At 62.3% G+C, this 23,285-nt stretch carries 23 protein-coding genes and 1 tRNA gene; 17 read left to right on the forward strand and 7 right to left on the reverse strand.

What is annotated here, in order from left to right; translation table 11 throughout:
* Positions 1-8 precede the first annotated feature (8 nt).
* The 7 genes from QQ992_RS18400 (at position 9) to QQ992_RS18440 (ending at position 7,545) form a co-directional block, all read left to right on the forward strand.
* A complete protein-coding gene (locus tag QQ992_RS18400) occupies positions 9-2,738 on the forward strand; it encodes a toprim domain-containing protein (protein ID WP_286113966.1) in 2,730 nt (909 codons plus the stop codon).
* 49 nt (positions 2,739-2,787) lie between these two features.
* Complete coding sequence (locus QQ992_RS18405; protein WP_286110622.1) at positions 2,788-3,060, forward strand: hypothetical protein; 273 nt, start codon at positions 2,788-2,790, stop codon at positions 3,058-3,060.
* A gap of 22 nt (positions 3,061-3,082) precedes the next feature.
* The gene (locus QQ992_RS27985; RefSeq protein WP_350156211.1) at positions 3,083-3,697 is read left to right on the forward strand and encodes a DUF7673 family protein; all 615 of its coding nucleotides are present in this window, start codon (positions 3,083-3,085) and stop codon (positions 3,695-3,697) included.
* Entirely contained in the window at positions 3,694-4,059 is a 366-nt protein-coding gene (locus QQ992_RS18420; RefSeq protein WP_286110623.1) for a hypothetical protein, read from the forward strand. Before QQ992_RS27985 ends, QQ992_RS18420 begins: the two co-directional genes overlap by 4 nt.
* 62 nt (positions 4,060-4,121) lie before the next feature.
* Positions 4,122-4,385 (forward strand): hypothetical protein, encoded by a 264-nt coding sequence (locus QQ992_RS18425; RefSeq protein WP_286110624.1) that lies wholly within the window; start codon positions 4,122-4,124, stop codon positions 4,383-4,385.
* Positions 4,386-4,580: 195 nt separating this feature from the next.
* Positions 4,581-6,260 carry a DNA cytosine methyltransferase gene (locus QQ992_RS18435; RefSeq protein ID WP_286110627.1) on the forward strand — a complete coding sequence of 560 codons (1,680 nt, stop codon included), beginning with the start codon at positions 4,581-4,583 and terminating at the stop codon, positions 6,258-6,260.
* 115 nt (positions 6,261-6,375) lie between these two features.
* The gene (locus tag QQ992_RS18440) at positions 6,376-7,545 is read left to right on the forward strand and encodes a site-specific integrase (RefSeq protein WP_286110628.1); all 1,170 of its coding nucleotides are present in this window, start codon (positions 6,376-6,378) and stop codon (positions 7,543-7,545) included.
* A gap of 121 nt (positions 7,546-7,666) precedes the next feature.
* Here the strand turns inward: QQ992_RS18440 and QQ992_RS18445 are convergent.
* Positions 7,667-7,754: transfer RNA gene (locus QQ992_RS18445), tRNA-Ser, on the reverse strand.
* 134 nt (positions 7,755-7,888) lie between these two features.
* On the opposite strand from QQ992_RS18445, the gene QQ992_RS18450 reads away from it, so the two are divergent.
* The 8 genes from QQ992_RS18450 (at position 7,889) to QQ992_RS18485 (ending at position 13,755) form a co-directional block, all read left to right on the forward strand.
* On the forward strand, positions 7,889-8,560 hold the full coding sequence (locus tag QQ992_RS18450) for a Bax inhibitor-1/YccA family protein (RefSeq protein WP_003251184.1): 672 nt from the start codon (positions 7,889-7,891) through the stop codon (positions 8,558-8,560).
* Between the two features lie 204 nt (positions 8,561-8,764).
* Positions 8,765-10,144 (forward strand): nucleobase:cation symporter-2 family protein, encoded by a 1,380-nt coding sequence (locus tag QQ992_RS18455; protein WP_286110629.1) that lies wholly within the window; start codon positions 8,765-8,767, stop codon positions 10,142-10,144.
* 175 nt (positions 10,145-10,319) lie between these two features.
* Positions 10,320-10,712 carry a sulfurtransferase complex subunit TusD gene (tusD, locus tag QQ992_RS18460; RefSeq protein ID WP_286110630.1) on the forward strand — a complete coding sequence of 131 codons (393 nt, stop codon included), beginning with the start codon at positions 10,320-10,322 and terminating at the stop codon, positions 10,710-10,712.
* Between the two features lies 1 nt (position 10,713).
* Positions 10,714-11,073, forward strand: a complete 360-nt coding sequence (gene tusC, locus QQ992_RS18465) for a sulfurtransferase complex subunit TusC (RefSeq protein WP_198751392.1) — start codon at positions 10,714-10,716, stop codon at positions 11,071-11,073.
* Positions 11,073-11,369: a sulfurtransferase complex subunit TusB gene (gene tusB, locus QQ992_RS18470; protein ID WP_286110631.1), complete on the forward strand. Its 297-nt coding sequence runs from the start codon at positions 11,073-11,075 to the stop codon at positions 11,367-11,369. The genes tusC and tusB overlap by 1 nt, the downstream gene beginning before the upstream one ends.
* Positions 11,366-11,701: a TusE/DsrC/DsvC family sulfur relay protein gene (locus tag QQ992_RS18475; RefSeq protein WP_119369451.1), complete on the forward strand. Its 336-nt coding sequence runs from the start codon at positions 11,366-11,368 to the stop codon at positions 11,699-11,701. Before tusB ends, QQ992_RS18475 begins: the two co-directional genes overlap by 4 nt.
* Complete coding sequence (locus QQ992_RS18480) at positions 11,698-12,699, forward strand: glycosyl transferase family protein (protein WP_286110632.1); 1,002 nt, start codon at positions 11,698-11,700, stop codon at positions 12,697-12,699. The genes QQ992_RS18475 and QQ992_RS18480 overlap by 4 nt, the downstream gene beginning before the upstream one ends.
* A gap of 96 nt (positions 12,700-12,795) precedes the next feature.
* On the forward strand, positions 12,796-13,755 hold the full coding sequence (locus tag QQ992_RS18485) for a glutathione S-transferase family protein (protein ID WP_286110633.1): 960 nt from the start codon (positions 12,796-12,798) through the stop codon (positions 13,753-13,755).
* A gap of 33 nt (positions 13,756-13,788) precedes the next feature.
* On the opposite strand, the gene cysG is transcribed toward QQ992_RS18485, so the two are convergent.
* The 6 genes from cysG to QQ992_RS18515 all read right to left on the reverse strand — a co-directional run bounded on the left by cysG (position 13,789) and on the right by QQ992_RS18515 (position 21,451).
* The gene (gene cysG / locus QQ992_RS18490) at positions 13,789-15,180 is read right to left on the reverse strand and encodes a siroheme synthase CysG (protein ID WP_286110634.1); all 1,392 of its coding nucleotides are present in this window, start codon (positions 15,178-15,180) and stop codon (positions 13,789-13,791) included.
* A complete protein-coding gene (gene serS / locus QQ992_RS18495) occupies positions 15,181-16,461 on the reverse strand; it encodes a serine--tRNA ligase (protein ID WP_286110635.1) in 1,281 nt (426 codons plus the stop codon).
* Between the two features lie 30 nt (positions 16,462-16,491).
* On the reverse strand, positions 16,492-16,866 hold the full coding sequence (gene crcB, locus QQ992_RS18500) for a fluoride efflux transporter CrcB (protein WP_016711494.1): 375 nt from the start codon (positions 16,864-16,866) through the stop codon (positions 16,492-16,494).
* Positions 16,863-18,188 carry a replication-associated recombination protein A gene (locus tag QQ992_RS18505; protein WP_025753662.1) on the reverse strand — a complete coding sequence of 442 codons (1,326 nt, stop codon included), beginning with the start codon at positions 18,186-18,188 and terminating at the stop codon, positions 16,863-16,865. Before QQ992_RS18505 ends, crcB begins: the two co-directional genes overlap by 4 nt.
* A 12-nt stretch (positions 18,189-18,200) precedes the next feature.
* Positions 18,201-18,824 carry an outer membrane lipoprotein periplasmic chaperone LolA gene (gene lolA / locus QQ992_RS18510; protein WP_019096729.1) on the reverse strand — a complete coding sequence of 208 codons (624 nt, stop codon included), beginning with the start codon at positions 18,822-18,824 and terminating at the stop codon, positions 18,201-18,203.
* Between the two features lie 62 nt (positions 18,825-18,886).
* A complete protein-coding gene (locus QQ992_RS18515; protein ID WP_401348977.1) occupies positions 18,887-21,451 on the reverse strand; it encodes a DNA translocase FtsK in 2,565 nt (854 codons plus the stop codon).
* 385 nt (positions 21,452-21,836) lie between these two features.
* Between QQ992_RS18515 and aat the strand changes: the two genes are divergently transcribed.
* On the forward strand, positions 21,837-22,517 hold the full coding sequence (gene aat, locus QQ992_RS18520) for a leucyl/phenylalanyl-tRNA--protein transferase (protein WP_286110638.1): 681 nt from the start codon (positions 21,837-21,839) through the stop codon (positions 22,515-22,517).
* 56 nt (positions 22,518-22,573) lie between these two features.
* Positions 22,574-23,281: an arginyltransferase gene (locus tag QQ992_RS18525; RefSeq protein WP_016711499.1), complete on the forward strand. Its 708-nt coding sequence runs from the start codon at positions 22,574-22,576 to the stop codon at positions 23,279-23,281.
* The last annotated feature ends 4 nt before the right edge of the window (positions 23,282-23,285 follow it).

A 23,285-nucleotide genomic window follows, 5' to 3' on the forward strand; every position in this document is an offset into this window, starting at 1 on the left:
GCCAGCCAATGGAACACAGCCTGCGCACCGAGCTGCTCCGTCGCCTGCAGGATGACTACGGCCTCAAGCCGATCGCGAACACCGACTACATGCGCAAGGGCAAGTGCCCTACCTGCGGAAAGCCCGAACTCTACTCGCGCCAAGATGAACCGTGGTTCATCAAGTGCGGCCGGGGTAAATGCGGCGATCAGTGGCACGTCAAGGAACTGTACGACGACCTGTTCGACGACTACAGCAAGCGCTACCCAACAACCCAGGAGGCACCGCGCGCCTCGGCTGATGCCTACATGCAGTACGCTCGCGGCTTCGACCTGAGCATGGTCAAGGGGTGGTATAGCCAGGACAACTACTGGGATCGCCATCTCGGGATCGGTAGCGCCACAGTGCGTTTCAAGCTGGAACACGGCGAGTATTGGGAGCGTCTGATCGATCAGCCTCACCGTTTCGGCAAGAAGAAGGCACGATTCGCCCCGGGCCAATCTCCGCGCGGTTACTGGTGGCGCCCACCTTGCGTTGATCTGACCGAGGTAGATGAGCTGTGGATCGTCGAGGGTATCTTCGACGCCATTGCACTGGTGCACAACAACGTCGACGCCGTGTCTGCCATGAGTTCGGGCGCCTTCCCGTTCGAATCACTCAAAGCGCTTGCTCAGCAACGCAGAGACGCCGGCCAGAAGCTGCCTCGCTTGGTCTGGGCGCTGGATAATGAGCCTGGAGCCCACCGCTATACACGCAAGCATGCCGCAATGGCGCGCGACCTGGGCTACACCTGCCTGGCGGCGCAGATTCCCCAGAAGGGGCGAAAGGTCGACTGGAACGACCTGCACCAGCGCTGGCACTTCCTCGACGCAGATAAACGCCAAGATCAAGTCGACAAGGATCTGCGCGAGGCTCGTTACAACGGCAGCCTGCTGCTGGCCGACAGCGCCGCAGAAAAAGGCGTGCTGATGTACGACTGGCGAGAGCGCCAGGAATTTCACTTCTCATTCGAGAACCGCCTGTATTGGTTCAAGATGGACGTGGAGAAATTCAACAAGGCGCAGCAGCAGCTGGACGAATCCGAGCGGCAGGAAGACCTGGTGCTCACTGATCGCCAGCGCCGCGACAAAGCACTGCGTCAATGCGGGGCGGTGATCGAGATCGCCAACTGCTTCCCGCAGGCCCTGTACTTCCAGCGCAATGAAGTGACGGACGAGTCCTGGTACTACTTCCGCGTCGACTTCCCGCACGATGAACCGAGCGTGCTGAACACCTTCACCGGTGGCCAGGTCGCAGCGGCGAGCGAGTTTAAGAAGCGCCTGCTGGGCATGGCTGCCGGTGCCGTATTCACCGGTACCGGCTCCCAGCTCGATCGCATCATGCAGCATCAGCTATTCGGCCTGAAAACCGTCAAGACCATCGACTATGTCGGGTACAGCAAGGAACACAGCTGCTACGTGTTTGGCGACCTGGCCGTGCGCGGTGGCGTGCTGGAGAAGGCCAACGCCGAGGACTACTTCGAATTCAAAGGGCTGCGCCTCAAAACGCTGCAAAAGTCGATCCGACTGGAGATCAGCCAAGACGCCACAAGCTACCGCCCGAACTGGTTCAACTGGCTGTGGACCTGCTTCAACACGCAAGGAACCATCGCCCTCGCCTTCTGGTTTGGCTCGCTGTTCGCCGAGCAGATCCGTGCCGAGTTCCAGTCTTTCCCGTTTCTGGAGGTGACCGGCGAGGCCGGCGCCGGCAAGTCCACGCTTCTGATGTTCCTGTGGAAGCTGCTCGGCCGGCAGGACGAGGAAGGCGATGACCCGATCAAGATGACCAAGGCCGGGTTGCGGCGCTGGCTGAGCCAAACTTCGGGCATGCCGGTGGTGATGCTGGAGGCGGATCGCAGCGATGCTGAAACTGGTGCAGCCAAGTCGTTCGACTTCGACCAGTTCAAGCCGTTGTTCAACGGCCGCGGCCTTGGCCTGACTGGCGTCAAGAACGGGGGCAACGACACAAATGCCCCGCCCTTCCGCGCCACTCTGGTTTTCAGCCAGAACGCCCCGGTTGTCGCGTCCGAGGCAATCCTGACGCGGATCGTGAAGCTGCACTTCGTACGGCCAGACGTAACCAGCGAAAGCCGCTCGGCCGCTGACAACCTCAATCACCTGCAGGCCAGCGAAGTGAGCCACTTCCTGCTGATGGCCGCCAAGGCGGAACACAAGGTCATGGAAACCTTCCGCGCCCAGGTGAAGGTGCATGAGCAGGCGCTGCGTGAGCAACGCGAAATCCGCATCGAGCGGATTATCAAGAACCACGCCCAGATGATGGCCTTGGTCGACGCGCTGCGTGTCGTGGTGCCAATGAGCGACCGCCAACACGAAAGCACACTGCGCGAACTTCGGGCCATGGCCGTGGGCCGTCAGCACGCAGTGAACGCCGACCCGAAAGAAGTGGCCGAGTTCTGGGAAGTGTTCGACTACCTGCAATCGCTGAGCGAAGACCCGGTGGTGGACCACAGCAAGAACGCCGAGTTGATCGCCGTCCATCTCAACGAGTTCTGTGAGCGCGCGGCCGAGCACAAACAAAAGCTGGCTGACGCCACCACCCTGCGCACCTTGCTGCGCAACAGCAAGTCACGCCCCTTCGTAAGCAACAACCACGCGGTAGATAGCGCCGTGCGAGCGACATTCAACAGCCGCACAACGGCAGCGAACCTGCGGCCGACCACTGTGAAGTGCTGGACCTTCAAGGCCGCCAAGGCCGGATGAATCAATACCTGGTGCTGCAACACCAGGCTCAACCCCAAGGAGAAACGACATGCAACTGAATATTTCCCGAGGCGCCAAGGCCACTGGAAAGACCATCCGCCTACGGCAAACGGCAAAGAAAGCCGGAATAAAGGAAAAAAACATCCTGATCGGTACCAACTACGTGGACCAGGAGCTGGAGCAGAAGGTCCTGCAGCTCGCCCTACGCGGGCTAAAGGTGATCTGCATCGACGAATGCCGAGAGGAACAGCTTGCCTTCCTCCGTCGAGTCAAACACCGCATCTGCAATAGCGTCACCGTTCACGTAGTTGTCGCCAACTGATACCAGCCAAAGGAGTAACACCATGTACCTCAGCGTAATCGACGGCCCAGCTGGCTCCGGTAAATCCTCGAAACTGCACAAACTGGCAGAGGAAAAACGCCTCGAAAATCACATTCTTGTGGCCCAGCGGATGACTGCGGAGGCGCTTAAACGAACTGTTCGCCGGCTGGTGTCTCGCGGGGCAAAAGACTTGTTCATCGATGAATGCCCCAAAGACCTGCTGGACGAAATCGTGGAGATCGTCGTGGATCTGCCAGGCTCTTCGCACATCACCCTGCACGCGGTCGTCGAAACGGCTGCCCCGAACACAGACAGTCGAATCATTTTCGATGAGTTCTTCTCCGACAAGGACGAACGGCCCACCAACCGAGAAGCGGGCATCCAAGCCCTTGCTCGCCTTGTACCTATTGCGCTCCAAGACTCGGGCCAGAGCCGCACGGTCGGCCGTTTCCTGCTCGGTTTGTACAACGGGCCTGAGTTCCCCTTCACCCTCACTGACCTCCGCAGTCTAGATGCAGGGCTGTTCGACGACTGTTTGGCCGTTCTACGCCTGGATAACGTTCCTGAGCTCGAAGTTCATGAGTACCTGCCGAAGGGCAAGATGATCTTCAACCAACTGCGCGAGTACTGGGCATGAGTAGCGCACGCCTGGACACCCTGAACATGGAGCTGGGCTTTCAAAGCTGGGCGGAAGAGCGCGGCTTTGACGTCAAAGTCAGCGCTGATGGGACCTTCGCCAACCTTGAAACCCGCGCCGCTTGGCTCGGATTTGAGGCAGCTCATGGTCCCGCCGGCTGCGGCCCAACAGGGCAGCAGCTCCACGCGCGAATCAAGAAGAGCAGCGAATACGCCCACCAGTCCGATCAGCTGTTCCCAGTGAGCGTCGGTAAGCCGACCCACGCCGACTACAACGTTCGTGGTGGACCAGGTGGTGTGTATCGCATGAGTGACGTGGAGCTGTACGTCATTGATGACGGCAAGCAGTACCGCCTCAAGTAATAAAAAAGAGGCGCCGAGGAGCTGCAACTCCCCGGCGCCGACCAACCCCAAGGAGAAACGACATGCAAGTAGAAACCCCCGAAGTCGGCGCCGAGCAGGCTACCACACCCGCTTTCAAGCCAGGCGACAAGGTGACTTTTACTCAGATCCGGCGCGGTGCGAAAACAGTCCGTATGACTGCCAAGGAAGCCACCATTGTTCGCATCCTCGGCATCACCGCGATCGTCAAATACAGGAATGGTCAAAACGTCGCGATACCGGTGTCCGAGTTAACTCCGGCCGGCGAGCGCAACGCGCTGACACGCGCCCTGTTCGGGGAGTCCTGAGCGTGACTCAACAAATCCGTCCCCGCTTGGCCAGCCACGCCCTGGACCTGCCAAATCACTGCGACATCTGCAACAAGGCCCGCTCCCACGGCAACCACCAGCGCTGCAGCAAGCTCCGCCAACAGCGCCAATCTGCGTACTGGTCAGCCTACATGGCCAACGTCGAAGCCAAACGAGCGCAAGGAGGCCGTCGCAATGCTCGCTAAGCGCAAGCTTTACCACTTCCACTTCTGCTGCGGCCTGGGCGGCGGCGCCAAGGGCTTCAACCGGGCCAAGCCCATCGTCGGCAACATGCAGGCCGAATGGGAGTGCATCGGCGGCGTCGACGTTGACCCGGCCGGGCTGGCCGACTTTGAGCGTTTGAGCGGCGTCAAAGGGACGCTCATCGATCTGTTCACCCGCGACCAGTACATCCGCTTCCACGGCAAGGAGCCGCCACCTCGCTGGCGTGAGGCTACGCCGGAAGACATCCGCCGCGCAGCCGGTGGGCGCCGTCCCGACGCCGTGTTCATCAGCTCACCATGCAAGGGCGCCAGCGGGCTGCTGTCCGAATCCATGAGCATGACCCCGAAGTACCAGGCCCTGAACGAGCTGACGCTGCGCTGCATCTGGCTGTTCGGCGAGGCCTGGCGCGATGACCCCGTGCCGCTGCTGGTGTTCGAGAACGTCCCCCGCTTGGCAAGCCGCGGCCGGCACCTGTTGGACCAGATCGGCGCCCTGCTCAGCCACTTCGGCTACGCGGTCGCCGAAACCACCCACGACTGCGGCGTCATTGGCGGCCTGGCCCAGAGTCGTAAGCGCTTCCTACTGGTGGCCCGCCATGTCGAGAAGGTGCCGCCGTTCCTGTACGAGCCGGAGAAGAAGAACCTGCGCGCCGTGGGCGACATCCTCGGGCGCATGCCGTTGGCCGGCGACATTGAACAGGCAGGACCCATGCACCGGGTACCCGCGCTGCAATGGAAGACCTGGGTTCGCTTGGCCCTGGTCGAGGCCGGCAAGGACTGGCGCAGCCTGAACGACCTGGCAATCGAGGACGGCTACTTGCGCGACCTGATCATCGTCCCGCAATTCCGCGACGGATTTCTGGGCGTTCACGACTGGCAGGAGCCAGCCGGCACCGTGGCAGCACGTAGCGGCCCAACAAACGGCAAGTTCTCGGTTGCCGATCCACGCGCGAAGGCGGGCGCCCTGCAATACCAGCAATACGGTGTTCGCCGCTGGCAGGACACAAGCGGCGCGGTCATCGGGGTAAAGAGCCCTGGACAAGGGACGTTCAGCGTTGCGGACCCGCGTCGGGTCGGTGGCGGCTTCGGCAAATACCAAGTGACGCCATACGGCAGCCACGCCAATTGCGTAATTTCCGGCAGCACCACTGGCCAGGGCGCGTTCGCGGTGCAAGACCCACGCCCAGGCATGCGTCGCACCAAGGGTGATGCGTATCTTACTGGCGGGCACTACGGCGTTGTGCCATGGACTGGCCCCGCCGGCGCCGTTTCTGCCAGCGCCGTGCATGACAATGGGCGGTGGAGTGTTGCCGATCCCCGCCTGCCCGAGGCAAACGACCGACTCACCTGCGTGATCGAGTCGCTCGACGGCACTTGGCACCGGCCATTTACAACGCTGGAACTGGCCGCGCTGCAAAGCCTTGTCGAACCTGAAGAACAGATTGAGCTGGATGGTCTCAGCGATCAGGCCTGGCGTGAGCGAATCGGCAACGCTGTACCGCCGGCAGCTGCGGAAGCCATCGCCCATGTGATGGGGACCACGCTGCTCCTGGCCGCCCAGGGCGAAACCTTCATGCTCAGCAGCATGCCGATTTGGGTACGCCCTGTGGCAGTGGGTTTGAGCGTTGCCCAAAGGGAAAACGTCGGGTGATTACTTCGCCCTGCACGCCAAGAACTGACGCCCAGAACTTCTAGGCCTGGAAATACGCCTTCACCTCAGCACGGCCCATACACTGGGCCGTATCTTCGTTTTCGAGTAGAAATAAATGGCAGCAGGAGTCGAAGTACGCGGCAACCACGTCCGCGTGTATTTCCGTTACCAGGGCGAGCTGTGCCGGGAAACAATCCCCGGCGACGCCTCGCCCGCGAACCTGGCCAACGCCGAGCGCCTGGTCGGGATCATCAATTACGAGATAGAGGCCGGAACTTTCAACTATGCCCGGCACTTTCCTGACTCACCCCGAGTCAAGACCAACACCCTCGGCCACTACATCGACTTGTGGCTGGAAATAAAGGGCAACCAGATGGCAGCCAGCGGCTTCGCCATGTACCGCAGCCGCACCGAGAAGCACATACGCCCGCGCTGGGGCGACCAACAGGCCGACCGAATCGATCACCTGGACATCCAGCACTGGGTGCAAACCGTGCTGATGCCCAAGCTGCACAACAAGACCGTGCGCGAAATCGTCAGCCACCTGCGTCAGATCTTCCAGTTGTACCGCACCAGAAACCGCTTCGCCTTCGACCCAACCGATGGAATCACCATCTCACTGCCCGACGCCGATGACCCGGACCCGTTCACCCGTGAGGAAATCACGGCGATTCTCACCCAGCACACTGACCGAGAGCAGGAAATAAACCTGACGGAGTTCATGATCTGGACTGGGCCGCGTGTCAGCGAAGCAATGGCTCTTGCCTGGGAGGACGTCGACCTGGTGGCCGGTACCGTGGAGATTCGTCGCGCCCGCGTGGCCGGCCAGTACAAAGTGACCAAGACCCGCCGCTCTACACGCAAGGTCAAACTGCTCGCTCCAGCCCTGCGCGCTCTGCAGGCGCAGGCCAAGTTCACCCAGCACCTGGCGCCGGAACTGATCGAGGTCGTCGATCGCGACAATCGGACAGTACGGGAGCAGCGCGTGCGCTTTGTCTTCCACAACAGTGCTACTGGTGAGCCGTACCGCTCTTCCGATGTTCTGCGCCATGGGTGGTGGATCACACATCTGGAAAAAGCTGGCGTACGTCAGCGCGGGCCGAACACCTGCCGGCACACCTTCGCCAGCCAGATGCTGAGCAGCGGTATCGCCACGCCGGAGTGGATTGCGGATCAGATGGGGCACACGTCGACGGCAATGATCTTCAAGCACTACGCGAAGTGGATCAGCGAGGACGGCCCTGATGTGGTGGGGTTGTTGAATCAGGCGCTCAGGCTGACCTGAACGCACAAAAAAAGGGGCCGCAAGGGCCCCTTTCTTCTGCCTGTCATTCCCAAAGTGTTCCCAAAACGCTCCCATTTGAGGGTCAAGCGGTGGCGAACATCAATGAAATCAAGCACTTGTATGGCGGAAGCGTAGAGATTCGAACTCTAGGATAGTTGCCCATCGACGGTTTTCAAGACCGTTGCCTTAAACCACTCGGCCACGCTTCCAGCTCGTTTTGCGGCCGCCATAATACCTTAATGAAACACGCTGTCAAACTCTCTGTGTCGCGGGTTGTGGGAGCTCTGATAGACTCCTAGCATCTGAACGTTCGAAACCACAGGTTTTACCAAGGAGTGTCGCCATGCGCGAACAGGATTACGCCGTACACCACGGCCAGCAGGTCGAGCAGCAGGAGATCAGCAAGGTCCTGCGCAACACGTACAGCCTGCTGGCACTTACCCTCGCCTTCAGCGGTGTCATGGCCTTCGTCGCCCAGCAGATGCGCGTCGGCTACCCGAACGTGTTCGTGGTGCTGATCGGCTTCTACGGGTTGTTCTTCCTCACCAACAAACTGCGTGATTCGGCCTGGGGCCTGGTGTCTACCTTTGCCCTCACCGGCTTCATGGGCTTCATCCTCGGCCCGATCCTCAACCGCTACCTGGGCATGGCCGGTGGCGCTGAAGTGGTCAGCTCGGCGTTTGCCATGACTGCGCTGGTGTTTGGTGGTCTGTCGGCCTATGTGCTGATCACCCGCAAGGACATGAGCTTCCTCAGTGGCTTCATCACTGCTGGCTTCTTCGTTCTGCTGGGTGCTGTCGTGGCCAGCTTCTTCTTCCAGATCAGCGGCCTGCAACTGGCGATCAGCGCTGGCTTCGTGCTGTTCTCGTCGGTGTGCATCCTGTTCCAGACCAGCGCGATCATTCATGGTGGCGAGCGTAACTACATCATGGCGACCATCAGCCTGTATGTGTCGATCTACAACCTGTTTGTCAGCCTGCTGCAGCTGTTCGGCATCATGGGTCGTGATGACTGATTGATGAATGTACGAGAAAGCCCGCTTCGGCGGGCTTTTTTGTGGGCGCTACCAAGCCCCAGAAAGCACAACCAATAACTGACCAAAAAGTCAGATAATTAGGCGCATGGTCGCCGATCATGCCGCGATCGTGCTTTTCTCTACCGCAATCCCTCATCACCCCGTAGAATGCGCTCCTTTTTTCTTCCGGGGCAGCTTCCAGCAATGAGCTCACACGAACACAGCCCAGGCGCGGCGGCGCCTGCCAATGAACTGGTGCTTGGCCTTGAGGACAAGCCACGGCTGGTGATCGGCCTGCTGGCGGCCCTGCAGCACCTGCTGGCGATCATCGTGCCGATCGTGACCCCTGGCCTGCTGATTTGCCAGGCGCTGGGTGTTTCGGCGCGTGATACCAACCTGATCGTTTCCATGTCGCTGGTGATCTCGGGTATTGCCACCTTCGTTCAGTGCAAACGTTTCGGGCCATTTGGCGCCGGGCTGCTGATTGTTCAGGGCACCAGCTTCAACTTCGTCGGGCCGCTGATTGCTGGCGGTGCGCTGATGGTCAAGCAAGGCACGCCGGTAGAAGGCGTGATGGCGGCTATCTTCGGCGTGGTGATCGCAGGCTCGTTCGTGGAGATGGGCGTTTCGCGCATCCTGCCCTTCGTAAAGCGCCTGATCACCCCGCTGGTGACCGGCATCGTGGTGCTGATGATCGGCCTGACGCTGATCAAGGTCGGCCTGATCAGCATGGGTGGCGGCTTTGGCGCCATGGCCAACGGCACCTTCGCCAATGGCGATAACCTGCTGCTGTCGGGTGTGGTGTTGGCAATTATCGTAATTCTCAACCGCGTCCCGGTGGTGTGGATGCGCAGCTGCGCCATCGTCATCGCCTTGGCGGTTGGTTATGCGTTGGCCGGTTACATGGGCCGCCTGGATTTCACCGGCATGCATGAAGCCGCGCTGTTCCAGGTGCCTACACCGCTGCACTTCGGCCTGGGCTTCTCCTGGGCGCTGTTCATTCCGATGTTGGTGATTTACCTGGTGACTTCGCTGGAAGCCATCGGTGACGTTACCGCCACCAGCAAGGTCTCGCGCCAACCGGTCGAAGGACCGGTGTGGATGCAGCGGATCAAGGGCGGCGTGCTGGTCAACGGGGCCAACTCGCTGCTGGCGGGCTTGTTCAACACCTTCCCCAGCTCGATCTTTGCGCAGAACAACGGCGTGATTCAGCTGACCGGTATTGCCAGCCGCCATATCGGTATCTGGATTGCCGTGATGCTGGTGCTGTTGGGCCTGTTCCCGAGCGTTGCCGGGGTGATTCAGGCAGTGCCGGAGCCGGTGCTGGGTGGTGCGGCCATGGTGATGTTCGGTGCGGTTGCGGCTTCGGGGATCAATATTCTGGCTAGCACCCGGCTGGACCGCCGCGCGCTGCTGATTATTGCGGTTTCGCTGGCCTTGGGCCTGGGTGTGGCACAGGTGCCGGAATTCCTGGCGCATATGCCGGCTGCGATCCGCAATGTGCTGGAGTCGGGTGTAGCTACTGGGGGTATCTGTGCTCTGGTGCTGAACTGGTTCTTGCCGGAGAGCAAGGAACAGGCTTGAGTTCAGTTTCTTCCTGATTGGGCCATGGGGCCGCTGCGCGGCCCATCGCAGGCAAGCCAGCTCCTACAGGGATCGCGCAAGCCTGACGATTGGATAGAAAGCCCGCCCCGCCATGCACAAGCGGGCGCGGGCTTTTTTGCTTTATCATGGCACCATTCCTTTGCATGAGTTACCCATGAAATTCGCTATCGCGGTGTTCTCTCCGGCCCATGCGCCCTCTTCACGGCGCGCCTTGCGCTATGCCGAGGCGGTACTGGCCGGCGGGCATGAGATTGCCCGGTTGTTCTTCTATCAGGACGGGGTGCACAGTGCCTCGGCCAACGTGGTCGCCCCGCAGGACGAACTCGACGTGGCAGGCCAGTGGCGCGCCTTTATCGAGACTAACCAACTGGACGCCGTGGTGTGTATCGCTGCTGCCCTGCGCCGTGGCGTGCTCGATGAAGCCGAGGCCAGCCGCTACCACCGCCCGGCCGTGAACCTGCCCAAACCTTGGGAGCTGTCCGGCCTGGGCCAGTTGCATGAGGCTGCGCAGGTAGCCGACCGCCTTGTCTGCTTCGGAGGCGACTGAAATGGCCAAATCCTTGTTGATCATCAGCCGCCAGGCACCGTGGAACGGCCCATCCGCCCGTGAAGCACTGGACATCGCCCTGGCCGGCGGCGCCTTCGACCTGCCGCTGGGCATGCTGTTCCTGGACGATGGCGTGTTCCAGCTTGCGCCCGACCAGCAACCCACCGCCGTGCAACAGAAGAACCTGGCCGCCAACCTGCAAGCACTGCCGATGTTCGGTGTTGAAGAGCTGTTTGCCTGTAGCCACAGCCTCACCCGCCGCGGCCTGGCAGCCGACACCCTGGCACTGCCGGTGCAAGTGCTCGATGACGCAGCGCTAACCGCGCTGATCGCCCGTTTCGACCAGGTGGTAACGCTCTGATGACGACCCTGCATGTAATTGCCCACTCCCCGTTCGGCGACGAGCGCCTGGCCAGCTGCCTGCGCCTGCTCGGTGCCGACGACGCGCTGCTACTGTGCGGCGATGCGGTGTATGCCTTACGCAGCGGCAGCGAGCCGCACGACCTGCTGCAAGCTGCCGGCCTGGCCCAGCGCCTGTTCGCCCTGGAAGAAGACGTGCAAGCCCGCGCAGTCGGCAACGACCTGGCCAAGTCCGTGGACTACGCCGCGTTCGTCGAACTGTCGCTGCACTACGACAAGGTCAACAGCTGGCTATGAATACGCTCAACGTTGGCGATAACGCCATTGCCCTGGACAAGGACGGCTTCCTGGTCGACCTGCAAGACTGGTCCCACGCTGCCGCCGAAGCCTTGGCCGAGCGCGAGGGCATCCCGTTGACCGCTGACCACTGGGAAATCCTCGAACTGCTGCGCCAGTTCTACCAGGAATACCAGCTGTCCCCGGCCACACGCCCGCTGATCAAGTACACGGCCCTGAAGCTGGGCCCGGAAAAGGGCAACAGCCCGCATCTGAACCGCCTGTTCAACGGCACCCCCGCCAAACTTGCCGCCAAGCTGGCGGGCCTGCCCAAGCCGACCAACTGCATATGAACGAACCTCGCCCACTTACCCTGGAAACCCCGGCTGAACACCCGTTCGCCGAATTCGTGCGCATTCTTGGCAAAGGCAAACGCGGCGCGCGTGGCCTGACCCGCGAAGAAGCCCGCGCTGCCATGACCCTGCTGCTGGAAGGCAAAGTCGAAGACACCCAGCTGGGTGCATTCCTCATGCTGCTGCGCCATAAAGAGGAAAGCGCCGACGAGCTTGCCGGTTTCACCGAGGCCCTGCGCGCTCACCTGCAGGCACCGAGCATTGCGGTGGACCTGGACTGGCCCACCTACGCCGGCAAGAAACGCCACCTGCCCTGGTACCTGCTGGCGGCCAAGTGCCTGGCCGGCAACGGCGTGCGCATCCTGATGCACGGTGGCGGCGCGCACACCGCCGGGCGCATGTACACCGAGCAACTGCTCGACCTGCTGCAAATCCCGCTGTGCCGCGACTGGGCCGCTGTCGGTAGCGCCCTCGACCAGCATCAGCTGGCGTTTTTTCCGCTGCACGACTGGGCGCCACAATTGCAGCGCATGATCGACCTGCGCAACACCCTGGGCCTGCGCTCGCCCATCCACTCACTGGCGCGTGTGCTCAACCCGCTGGGCGCACGCTGTGGCCTGCAAAGTATCTTCCACCCCGGTTACCAGGCAGTGCACCGCGAGGCTAGCCGCTTGCTGGGCGACCATGCGGTGGTAATCAAGGGCGATGGCGGCGAGATCGAAGTAAACCCCGATGTCATCAGCCACCTGTACGGCACCACGGCAGGCGAAGCGTGGGACGAAGAGTGGCCAGCACTGAGCGAACGCCGCCATGTGAAACCGGCCAGCCTACAAGCCGAACACTTGCTGGCATTCTGGCGGGGCGAAGTTGAAGACAGCTATGGCGAGAAGGCCCTTATCGCCACCATGGCCCTGGCCCTGCGTGGCTTGGGGCAAGACCGCGAGCAGGCGTTCGCAACCGCCCAAGGCTATTGGGAGACACGCAACAAATCGATTTAACCGATCATTAACCCCGGTTATTTGCGCTATTTATTCGAACGATTTGGCCTAGACTGGGCTCCAACGACAAACAACTTTGTTCCGAGGAGCCTACGCATGGGCCTTTTGATCGACGGCCGCTGGCATGACCAGTGGTATGAAAACGGCAAGGACGGCACGTTCAAACGTGAAAACGCCCAACGCCGCAATCAACTGCCCGCCCCTGAGGCCGGCCGCTACCACCTGTACGTCTCGCTGGCCTGCCCATGGGCCCACCGCACCCTGATTGTCCGCGCACTCAAAGGCCTGGAGCCCTTGATCGATGTTTCGGTAGTCAGTTGGCTGATGCAGGACCACGGCTGGACCTTCGATGTGCAGCAAGGCTCCACGGGTGACCACCTCGACGCCTTGCAGTACCTGCACCAGCGCTACACCCAGGATGACCCGCACTACACCGGCCGCGTGACCGTACCCGTGCTGTGGGACAAGAAGGAGAAGCGCATCGTCAACAATGAGTCGTCGGAGATCATCCGCATCTTCAACAGCGCGTTCAACGAGCTGACCGGCAATACACTGGACCTGTACCCCGAACCGCTGCGCCCAACCATCGAGGCGCTTAACGAGCGCATCTACCCGGCCGTGAACAACGGCGTCTACCGCGCAGGCTTTGCCACCACGCAGGAGGCGTACGAAGCGGCGTTCGACGATGTGTTCAATGAGCTGGATTATCTGGAAGACGTGCTAAGCCGCAATCGCTACCTGGCGGGTGAATACCTGACCGAAGCCGATGTGCGCCTGTTTACCACGCTGGTGCGCTTCGATGCCGTGTACCACGGGCACTTCAAGTGCAACCTGCGCCGCCTGAGCGACTATCACAACCTGTCGAACTGGCTTCGCGAGCTGTATCAGTGGCCTGGGGTGGCGGGCACGGTGGATATGGAGCACATCCAGAAGCACTATTACATGAGCCACAAGACCATCAACCCGACCGGGATCGTGCCCAAGGGGCCGTTGCAGAACTTCAACCTTGCGCATGATCGGGAGCGGTTGGCAGGTAAAGGGATTTGGCAGGCTTGAGATAGCTGGGGCTGCTTTGCAGCCCCAGCGATATCAGCTGTTTTGCGAACCTTCGAACCAGGCCAGCTTGTCGCGCAGTTGCACCACTTCCCCCACAATCACCAGGGTCGGCGCATGCACTTCATGCTCGGCCACCAGCTTCGGCAAATCCGCCAGGGTACCGGTGAATACCCGCTGATTACGCGTAGTGCCCTGCTGAACCAAAGCCGCCGGCGTACTGGCCGCCCGCCCATGGCGAATCAGCTCGGCACAAATGGTCGGCAAGCCCACCAAACCCATGTAGAACACCAAGGTCTGCGCCGGCGCCACCAGGTCATCCCACGGCAGGTTGCTGGTGCCATCCTTCAGGTGCCCGGTCACGAAACGCACCGACTGGGCATAGTCGCGGTGAGTCAGCGGAATCCCGCCATAAGCAGAACACCCACTCGCCGCCGTAATACCCGGCACCACCTGGAACGGAATGCCATGCTCGGCCAGCTCTTCGATCTCTTCGCCACCCCGGCCGAAGATGAACGGGTCACCACCTTTCAGACGCAGCACACGCTTGCCCTGCTGAGCCAGATCGACCAGCAGGCGGTTGATCTGGTCTTGCGGCACGGCATGGTCTGCACGGCGCTTGCCCACATAGATACGCTCGGCATCACGCCGGCACATCTCGATGATCGCAGGCGCCACCAGGCGGTCGTACAGCACCACGTCGGCCTGCTGCATCAGGCGCAAGGCACGGAAGGTGAGCAAGTCGGGATCGCCCGGGCCTGCACCGACCAGATACACCTCGCCCCCCTGCTGCACCGGCGCGCCGTCTACCATCGCCTGCAACAAGCGCTCGGCTTCGGCGCCCTGCCCGGCCAGCTGGCGCTCGGCAATCGGCCCCTGGAACACGGTTTCCCAGAAGCCGCGGCGCTGGTTGACGTCCGGGTACAAGGATTTCACCTTGTGCCGAAAGCGCGCTGCCAGCCCGGCCAGCTCACCATAGGCCGACGGAATCCAGGCCTCCAGCTTGGCGCGAATCAACCGCGCCAGTACCGGGGCGTCACCGCCACTGGATACCGCAATCACCAGGGGTGAACGATCGACAATCGCCGGGAAGATCACCGTGCACAGGGCCGGCGCATCCACCACATTGACCGGCAGGCTGAGGGCCTGCGCATCCGCCGACACCTGGGCGTTCAGCCCAGGGTCGTCGGTCGCTGCGATCACCAGCCGGCAACCGACCAGGTCAGCGGCCTGATAGCCACGCACCAGCACCTCACCGCCACCTTCCCGGGCCAACGCAGCCAACTGGCCGTCGACATCCGGCGCCACCACGCGCAGCACGCCACCGGCATCCGCCAGCAGGCGTGCCTTGCGCAAGGCGATCTCACCGCCACCGACGACCAGCACGCGGCCGCCCTGCAGCTTGTGGAACAGCGGCAGGTAATCCATTTAGCGGATGACCTCGACGCCGCCCATGTACGGCTTCAGCACGTCCGGCACGCGGATCGAACCATCAGCCTGCTGGTAGTTTTCCAGCACGGCAACCAGGGTACGGCCGACGGCCAGGCCGGAGCCGTTGAGGGTGTGCACCAGCTCTGGCTTGCCGGTTTCCGGGTTGCGCCAGCGGGCCTGCATGCGGCGCGCCTGGAAGTCGCCGCAGTTGGAGCACGAGCTGATTTCGCGGTACTTGTCCTGGCTCGGCACCCACACTTCCAGGTCGTAGGTTTTGACGGCGCCAAAGCCCATGTCGCCGGTGCACAGGGCCAGTACGCGATAAGGCAGCTCCAGCAGTTGCAGTACGCGTTCGGCGTTGGCAGTCAGGCCTTCCAGCGCTTCCATCGACTTGGCCGGCTCTACCACCTGCACCATCTCGACCTTGTCGAACTGGTGCTGGCGGATCATGCCGCGGGTGTCACGGCCGGAAGCACCGGCTTCACTGCGGAAGCACGGGGTGTGGGCAACCAGTTTCAGCGGCAGCTGCTTGGCGTCGAGGATTTCACCGGCCACCAGGTTGGTCAGCGACACTTCGGCGGTCGGGATCAGATAGAAGTCGGCCTCACCTTCGCGGGTGATCTTGAACAGGTCTTCCTCGAACTTCGGCAGCTGACCGGTGCCTTGAAGGGCCGGGGCCTGCACCAGGTACGGGGTGTAGTGCTCCTCGTAGCCGTGCTCGCCGGTGTGCAGGTTGATCATGAATTGCGCCAGGGCGCGGTGCAGCCGGGCGATCGGGCCACGCAGCACGGCAAAACGGGCGCCAGACAGCTTGGCAGCGGCTTCGAAGTCCAGGCCACCGCTGACTTCGCCCAGGGCGACGTGGTCCTTGATTTCGAAGTCGAAGGCCTTCGGCGTGCCCCAACGGCGCACTTCGACGTTGTCGTCTTCGCTGGCACCGACCGGTACGCTGGCGTCCGGCAGGTTGGGGATGGTCAGCAGGATACCGTCCAGCTCGGCCTGGATGGTGTCCAGTTCGGTCTTGCCGGCGGCCAGCTCATTGGCCATGCGCTCGACGTCGGCCATCAATGGCGCGATGTCTTCACCCTTGGCCTTGGCCTGGCCGATGGACTTGGAGCGGGCGTTGCGCTCGGCTTGCAGCTGCTCGGTGCGGGTCTGCACTGCCTTGCGGCGCTCTTCCAGTGATTCGATGCGCGCGACATCCAGGCTGAAGCCACGGGAGGCCAGGCGATCCGCCACTTCCTGAAGTTGGCCGCGTAACAGTTTGGAATCGAGCATATCGTTCTCTCGTTATAAGTAGGTGTTGGTTCAGAATCGGGTCAGGGACAGGCCGGCCCAGGTCGCGAGCAGCCCGCCCACCACGCTGATACTGGTATAGCCCAAGGCAAGGGGCACCTGCCCGCTTTCCATCAGGCGCACGGTATCGAGCGAGAAGGAGGAAAAGGTCGTCAGGCCGCCGAGGAAGCCGACAATCAGGCCGGCGCGCAGCTCGACCGGCGCCAGCGGCTTGTGCAGGAACAGGCCATAGAGCAGGCCGATCAGCAGGCAGCCAACCAGGTTGACCGCCAGCGTACCGGCATAGAAGTGCCGTGGCCAGTGGGCCGCTACCCAGTTGGCGGTAGCAAAGCGCAACAAGGTGCCGGCGATACCGCCCGCGCTGACCGCGGCGATGAGTGCAATCACGGTTTTCTCCGTTGACGGGGGCTGTTGCGGTCGAGCTCGGCCAAGTGGCGTAGCTTCTCGCCAATCTTCAGTTCCAGGCCACGGGGCACTGGCTGGTAGTACTGGCGAGGCTCCAGTTCATCGGGGAAGTAGTCTTCACCCGCGGCATAAGCGTCGGGTTCATCGTGGGCATAGCGGTACTCGTCGCCATAGCCCAGTTGTTTCATCAGTTTGGTCGGGGCGTTGCGCAAGTGCAGAGGCACCTCCAGCGAGCCATGTTCGGCCGCTTCGCGCAGGGCAGTCTTGAAGCCCATGTACACCGCGTTGCTCTTCGGCGCGCAGGCCAGGTAGGTGATGGCCTGGGCCACTGCCAGCTCGCCTTCGGGGCTGCCGAGGCGCTCCTGAACATCCCAGGCCGCCAGGCACAGGCTGAGCGCGCGCGGGTCGGCGTTGCCGATGTCCTCACTGGCCATGCGCACCACGCGCCGGGCGATGTAAAGCGGGTCGCAACCGCCGTCGAGCATGCGCGCAAACCAGTACAGGGCGCCATCGGGGTTGGAACCGCGCACCGACTTGTGCAGCGCGGAAATCTGGTCGTAGAACGCCTCACCGCCCTTGTCGAAACGACGGCGGCTGTCACCGAGCAGGCTTTGCAGCATCTCGACGTCGATTTCGCTGCCGTCTTCGGCCAGGTCCGAGGCGTTCTCAAGGAAGTTGAGCATGCGCCGGCCATCGCCATCGGCGGCAGCCATCAGCATCTTGAAAGCATCGTCGCCCACCCGCAGGTTGCGCTTGCCCAGCCCGCGCTCCTCGGTCAGCGCACGGTTGACCAGTTTGCGCAATGCCGCCTCGTCCAGGCTCTTGAGCACGTACACCCGCGCCCGCGACAGCAGCGCGTTGTTCAGCTCGAAGGACGGGTTTTCAGTGGTGGCGCCGATGAACAGCAGCGTGCCGTCTTCCACGTAGGGCAAGAAGGCATCCTGCTGCGACTTGTTGAAGCGGTGCACTTCGTCGACGAACAGGATGGTGCGGCGGCCATACTGGCCGGCCTGCTGCTTGGCCACTTCAACGGCCTGGCGGATTTCTTTCACCCCGGCCAGTACCGCCGACACGGTTTCGAAATGCGCGTCACAAAACTGCGCCAGCAGCCGTGCAAGGGTGGTCTTGCCCACCCCCGGCGGCCCCCAGAAGATCATCGAGTGCAGCGCACCCTGCTCCAGCGCCTCGCGCAGCGGCTTACCGCGCGCCAGCAAGTGCTCCTGGCCGACGTACTCGTCCAGGTTGGACGGGCGCAGGCGAGCGGCCAGGGGCTGGGCGACGGGTTCGCTTCGAAACAGGTCCATGACGGGCTCTGGTTACTCCTTGATCACGTCCGCGCCTTTGGGGATGTCGAACTTGAACTGGCTGTCCGGCACCGCCTGGTTGGCCTTGACGCCATTGAACAGGATGTTGGTGCGCTGGCCGACACTGTCGATCAGCTGCATGTCATTGATCAGGCCTTTGCGGAACGACACGCGCAGCGAGTCGAACAGGGTGTCCTTGGTCTTCGGTTTGAGGGTGAAGTCCATCACCTCGCCCTGCTCCTTGGAAGCAATGTCGAAACTCTGGCTGATCTTCGACACATCACCGGACAGCAGCAGCGCAGGGGTCTGGTTCAGTCGCACATCGAGCTTCTTGATGGTGGCCTGTTCCAGGTCCGGGTCCCACAGGGTGACGTTTTTGCCGTCCGAAACCACCACCTGCTCCTGCGGCGCATCAGTGTGCCAATAGAACAGGCCCGGGCGCTTGACCGCCATCTTGCCCGAGGTTTCCTGCAGGCTGGTGCCATCGGCGCCCAGGGTCAGCTGGGAGAAGTTGGCCTCGATGGTCTGCGACTTTTCCAGCAGCTGGGTCAGGCGTTGTACGTCTTGCTCACCGGCATAAGCAGTAACCGAGCCCAGGGTCAGGGCAGAAACCAACAGCATGCGAATCGCGCGCATGGGAATCCTCATTGAGCATTGAAAAGGCCGGGCGCCACCGTTGGCGCCCGGCAAGGTGTTCTTCAGTCGCGCGGGCCGCCCGGGGCAATCACTTCCCGCGAGCCGTTGCTGTTCATGGGGGTGACCACGCCGGCCATTTCCATGGCTTCGATCATGCGGGCGGCGCGGTTGTAACCGATCTTCAGCTTGCGCTGCACGGCCGAAATGGACGCGCGGCGGCTTTCCAGCACGAACTGCACGGCCTCATCATACAGGGCGTCGCTCTCCGAATCTTCACCATCACCGCCACCACCGCCGCCGCCATCGAAGCCACTGCCGGCTTCTTCCACGCCGTTGAGGATGTCATCGTTGTAATCCGGCGCGCCGCGCAGCTTCCACGCCTCGACCGTACGGTGCACTTCGTCGTCAGAAACGAACGCACCGTGCACGCGAATCGGCAGGCTGGTGCCCGGTGGCATGTACAGCATGTCACCATGACCCAACAGCTGCTCGGCACCACCCTGGTCGATGATGGTGCGTGAGTCGATCTTGCTCGACACCTGGAACGCCATGCGGGTCGGAATGTTGGCCTTGATCAGGCCGGTAATGACATCCACCGACGGGCGCTGGGTGGCAAGAATCAGGTGGATACCGGCTGCCCGCGCCTTCTGGGCAATACGGGCGATCAGCTCTTCGACCTTCTTGCCGACGATCATCATCATGTCGGCGAACTCGTCCACCACCACCACGATGGTCGGCAAGGTTTTCAGCGCTGGCGGCTCGTCGTCCATGCTCTCGCGGCGGTACAGCGGGTCGTGGATGATTTCGCCGGCTTCCTGGGCGTCCTTGATCTTGCGGTTGAAGCCGGCCAGGTTACGCACGCCCATGGCCGCCATCAGTTTGTAGCGCCGCTCCATCTCGGCCACGCTCCAGCGCAGGGCGTTGGCGGCGTCCTTCATGTCGGTGACCACCGGGCACAGCAGGTGCGGGATGCCTTCGTAGATCGACAGTTCAAGCATTTTCGGGTCGATCATGATCAGCCGCGCGTCTTCCGGGCTGGACTTGAACAGGATCGACAGGATCATCGCGTTCACACCCACCGACTTACCGGAACCGGTGGTACCGGCCACCAGCAGGTGCGGCATCTTGGCCAGGTCGGTAATCACCGGCTTGCCGCCGATGTCGTGGCCCAGGGCCAGCGTGACCGGGGACTTCTGTTCGTCGTACTGCGGCGTGGCCAGCACCTCGGAGAAGCGCACCATCTGCCGGTTTTCGTTGGGGATCTCGATACCCACGGTGGTCTTGCCCGGGATCACCTCGACCACGCGCACGCTGGTCACGGCCAGCGAGCGCGCCAGGTCCTTGGCCAGGTTGGCGATGCGGCTGACCTTCACGCCAGCGGCCGGCTGGATTTCGTAACGGGTAATCACCGGGCCGGGGTGGATCGAGTCCACCGCCACTTCTACACCGAATTCCTTGAGCTTGATTTCCAGCAGTTGGCCGACACCGGCCAGGGACTCTGGCGAATACTCGATCTTCTTCTGCTCGGCAGGGTCGAGGATGGAAATCGACGGCAAGGTGCCTTCCACCGCGCTGTCGATGAACAGCGGTGCCTGCTTCTCCTTCATCACCCGCTTGCTCGGCTCCGGGGCCTTGGCAGCGGCGGGTGGCACGATGGTCGGGGCGGCGTGCTGCTCGCGAGGGACCACGGTTTCACGCGGCACTACGGGCTCACGGGCGGCCTCACGTGGTGGCACAACAGGCTCACGACCAAGCGTCGGCTCACGGGGTTCAACGACCGTGGCCGGCGCTTCTTCACGCTTGAAGATACGCTCACGCAACGCCGGCTTGGCCGGCTCACGCTTCTCGGCAGCCATCGGCGCGGCCTTGACCACCGGCTCATCCTCGCGCAGTTGCGCCTCCAGGCGTTTGCGCTCGTTGCGGGCTTCCCACCAACGGTTGGCGGCGCCCTGCACCAGCTCGAACAGGTCGAGGGTGATCTTGCCGGTCAGGTCCATCACCTTGAACCACGACAAGTCGGTGAACACCGTCAGGCCGAACAGGAACAGGGCAATGAACATCAGCGTGCTGCCCTGCACGTTCAGCAGGTTGCGCGCCAGGTCACCGAGGCTTTCGCCCAATGCGCCACCTGCAGAGAACGGCAGGCTGGCCGGCGGGTGGAAGTGGATATGCGCCAGCGCCGCCCCGGACAACACCAGGAACACCAGGCCGATCAACCGCCAGGAGAACAGCCAGCCGCTCCAGTCCCACGGCTGGTGGCGTTCGCGGAAGATCTGCCAGGTCTTCACCGCCAGCAGCAGCGGGAAGATATAGGCGAAGTAACCCAGCACCATGAACAGGATATCGGCGAAGTAGGCGCCGGCACGCCCGGCGGCGTTCTGCACCTGGTCGACGGTGGCGGTGTGGCTGAAGCCCGGGTCCGAAGTGTCGTAGGTCAGCAGGGCCATCCACAGGTACAGGCACAGAGCGCCGACAGCGATCAACGCACCTTCCTTGAGGCGATAATGCAGCTGCTGCCGCCACAGGGGCACGGGCAAGGGAGCTGGGGTTGCGGTGGATTTCTTCAAAACGCGTCTATTCCTGCGCGTGCTGCGCGTCCAATAGTGATCGGCCGGCGGTGCGGCCAATGAACCACTACTTTTAACATTACTGCCCGACAGCCGCCATGGCGGCACGCCGTATGGGGGGTTGGCCGGGGGCGACTTTCATATACCTGCAATTTGAGCATGCATTTTCTTTTGTGACAAAGGCTTATGCTGTGTTTTTGCACAGGTGTGACAGCAAATGTAGCGGATGGTGCCTGCGGTTTCATGAATGTGTAGGAAATTGCCCAAATTCATTGCCTGTGCGGGCCTCTTCGCGGGTAAACCCGCTCCCACAGGTACTGCACTGCATTCAGGGCTTGTGCAGTACCTGTGGGAGCGGGTTTACCCGCGAAGAGGCCACAACCATTGACCCTGCCCAGCGCGCAAGCCATGCTGCCCTCTCCCCTCCCCCACCGCACGATAGACCATGCTCACCTGGCTGACCCGCGACTCGCTGACCTTCCCGCCCCTGGAAAAGGCCCTGCACGCCCCCAACGGCCTGCTGGCCGCCGGCGGCGACCTTACCCCCGAGCGCCTGGTCCAGGCTTATCGTCACGGTTGCTTCCCGTGGTACCAGGATGGCCAGCCGATCCTGTGGTGGTCACCCGACCCGCGCACGGTGCTGTTGCCCGACCAGCTGCACGTGTCACGCTCACTGGCCAAGCTGATGCGCCAGGGCCGCTACCAGGTCAGCTTCGACACCGACTTCCCGGCCGTGATCGCCGCCTGCGCCGCGCCACGCGACTACGCCGACGGCACCTGGATCACCGACACCATGCGCAACGCCTACTGCGAACTGCACCGACGCGGCATTGCCCACTCGGTGGAGGTGCGCCAGGACGGCGAACTGGTCGGCGGCCTGTACGGCCTGGCCATGGGCCAGTTGTTCTTCGGTGAATCGATGTTCAGCCGCGCCGACAACGCCTCCAAGGTCGGCTTCGTGACCTTGGTCAACCACCTGCGCCAGGCCGGGTTCGTGCTGATCGACTGCCAGATGCCCACCAACCACCTGCACAGCCTGGGTGCCCACGCCATCAGTCGCGCCGAATTCGCCGGTTACCTGGCACGCCACCTCGACCAGCCCAACAGCGCCACGTGGGTTGCCTAGGCGAGTTCCCGTAGCTGGCTTACACTTAAAACAAAGTCTCACCGAGGGGGTTGATCATGACAGAGTTGGCGCGGTTGAAGTTTTATGCCACTCAGCCCCACTCCTGCAGCTACCTGCCCGAGGAACAGGCCACCACGCTGTTCCTCGACCCCAGCCAGCCGATGGACGTGAACGTGTACGCCGACCTGTCGGAAATGGGCTTCCGCCGCAGTGGCGACCATCTGTACCGCCCGCACTGCCAGAACTGCAACGCCTGCGTGCCGGCACGCATCCCGGCGGCGCGGTTTATCCCCAACCGCCAGCAACGGCGCATCCTCAAGCGCAATGCCGACCTGACCGTGACGGCGGCGCGCCCAACCTTCAAGGAAGAGTATTTCGAGCTGTACCGGCGCTATATCGAAACACGCCACGCCGACGGTGACATGTACCCGCCCAGCCGCGACCAGTTTTCCACCTTTCTGGTGCGCGACCTGCCGTTCTGCTGGTTCTACGAGTTTCGCCTGGAAGGCCGCTTGATGGCGGTGGCCGTGTGCGACCTGCTGCCCAACGGCCTGTCGGCGGTGTACACCTTCTACGAGCCGGACGAGGAGCGCCGCAGCCTGGGCCGCTTTGCCATCCTGTGGCAAATCACCGAGGCCCTGCGCCAGGACCTGGAGGCGGTATACCTGGGTTACTGGATCAAGAACTGCAAGAAAATGAACTACAAGACGCAGTATCGGCCCATCGAATTGCTGATAAACCAGCGCTGGGTCACCCTCAACTGAAAGC

The organism is Pseudomonas kurunegalensis, from assembly GCF_030291635.1.
GTDB lineage: Bacteria > Pseudomonadota > Gammaproteobacteria > Pseudomonadales > Pseudomonadaceae > Aquipseudomonas > Aquipseudomonas monteilii.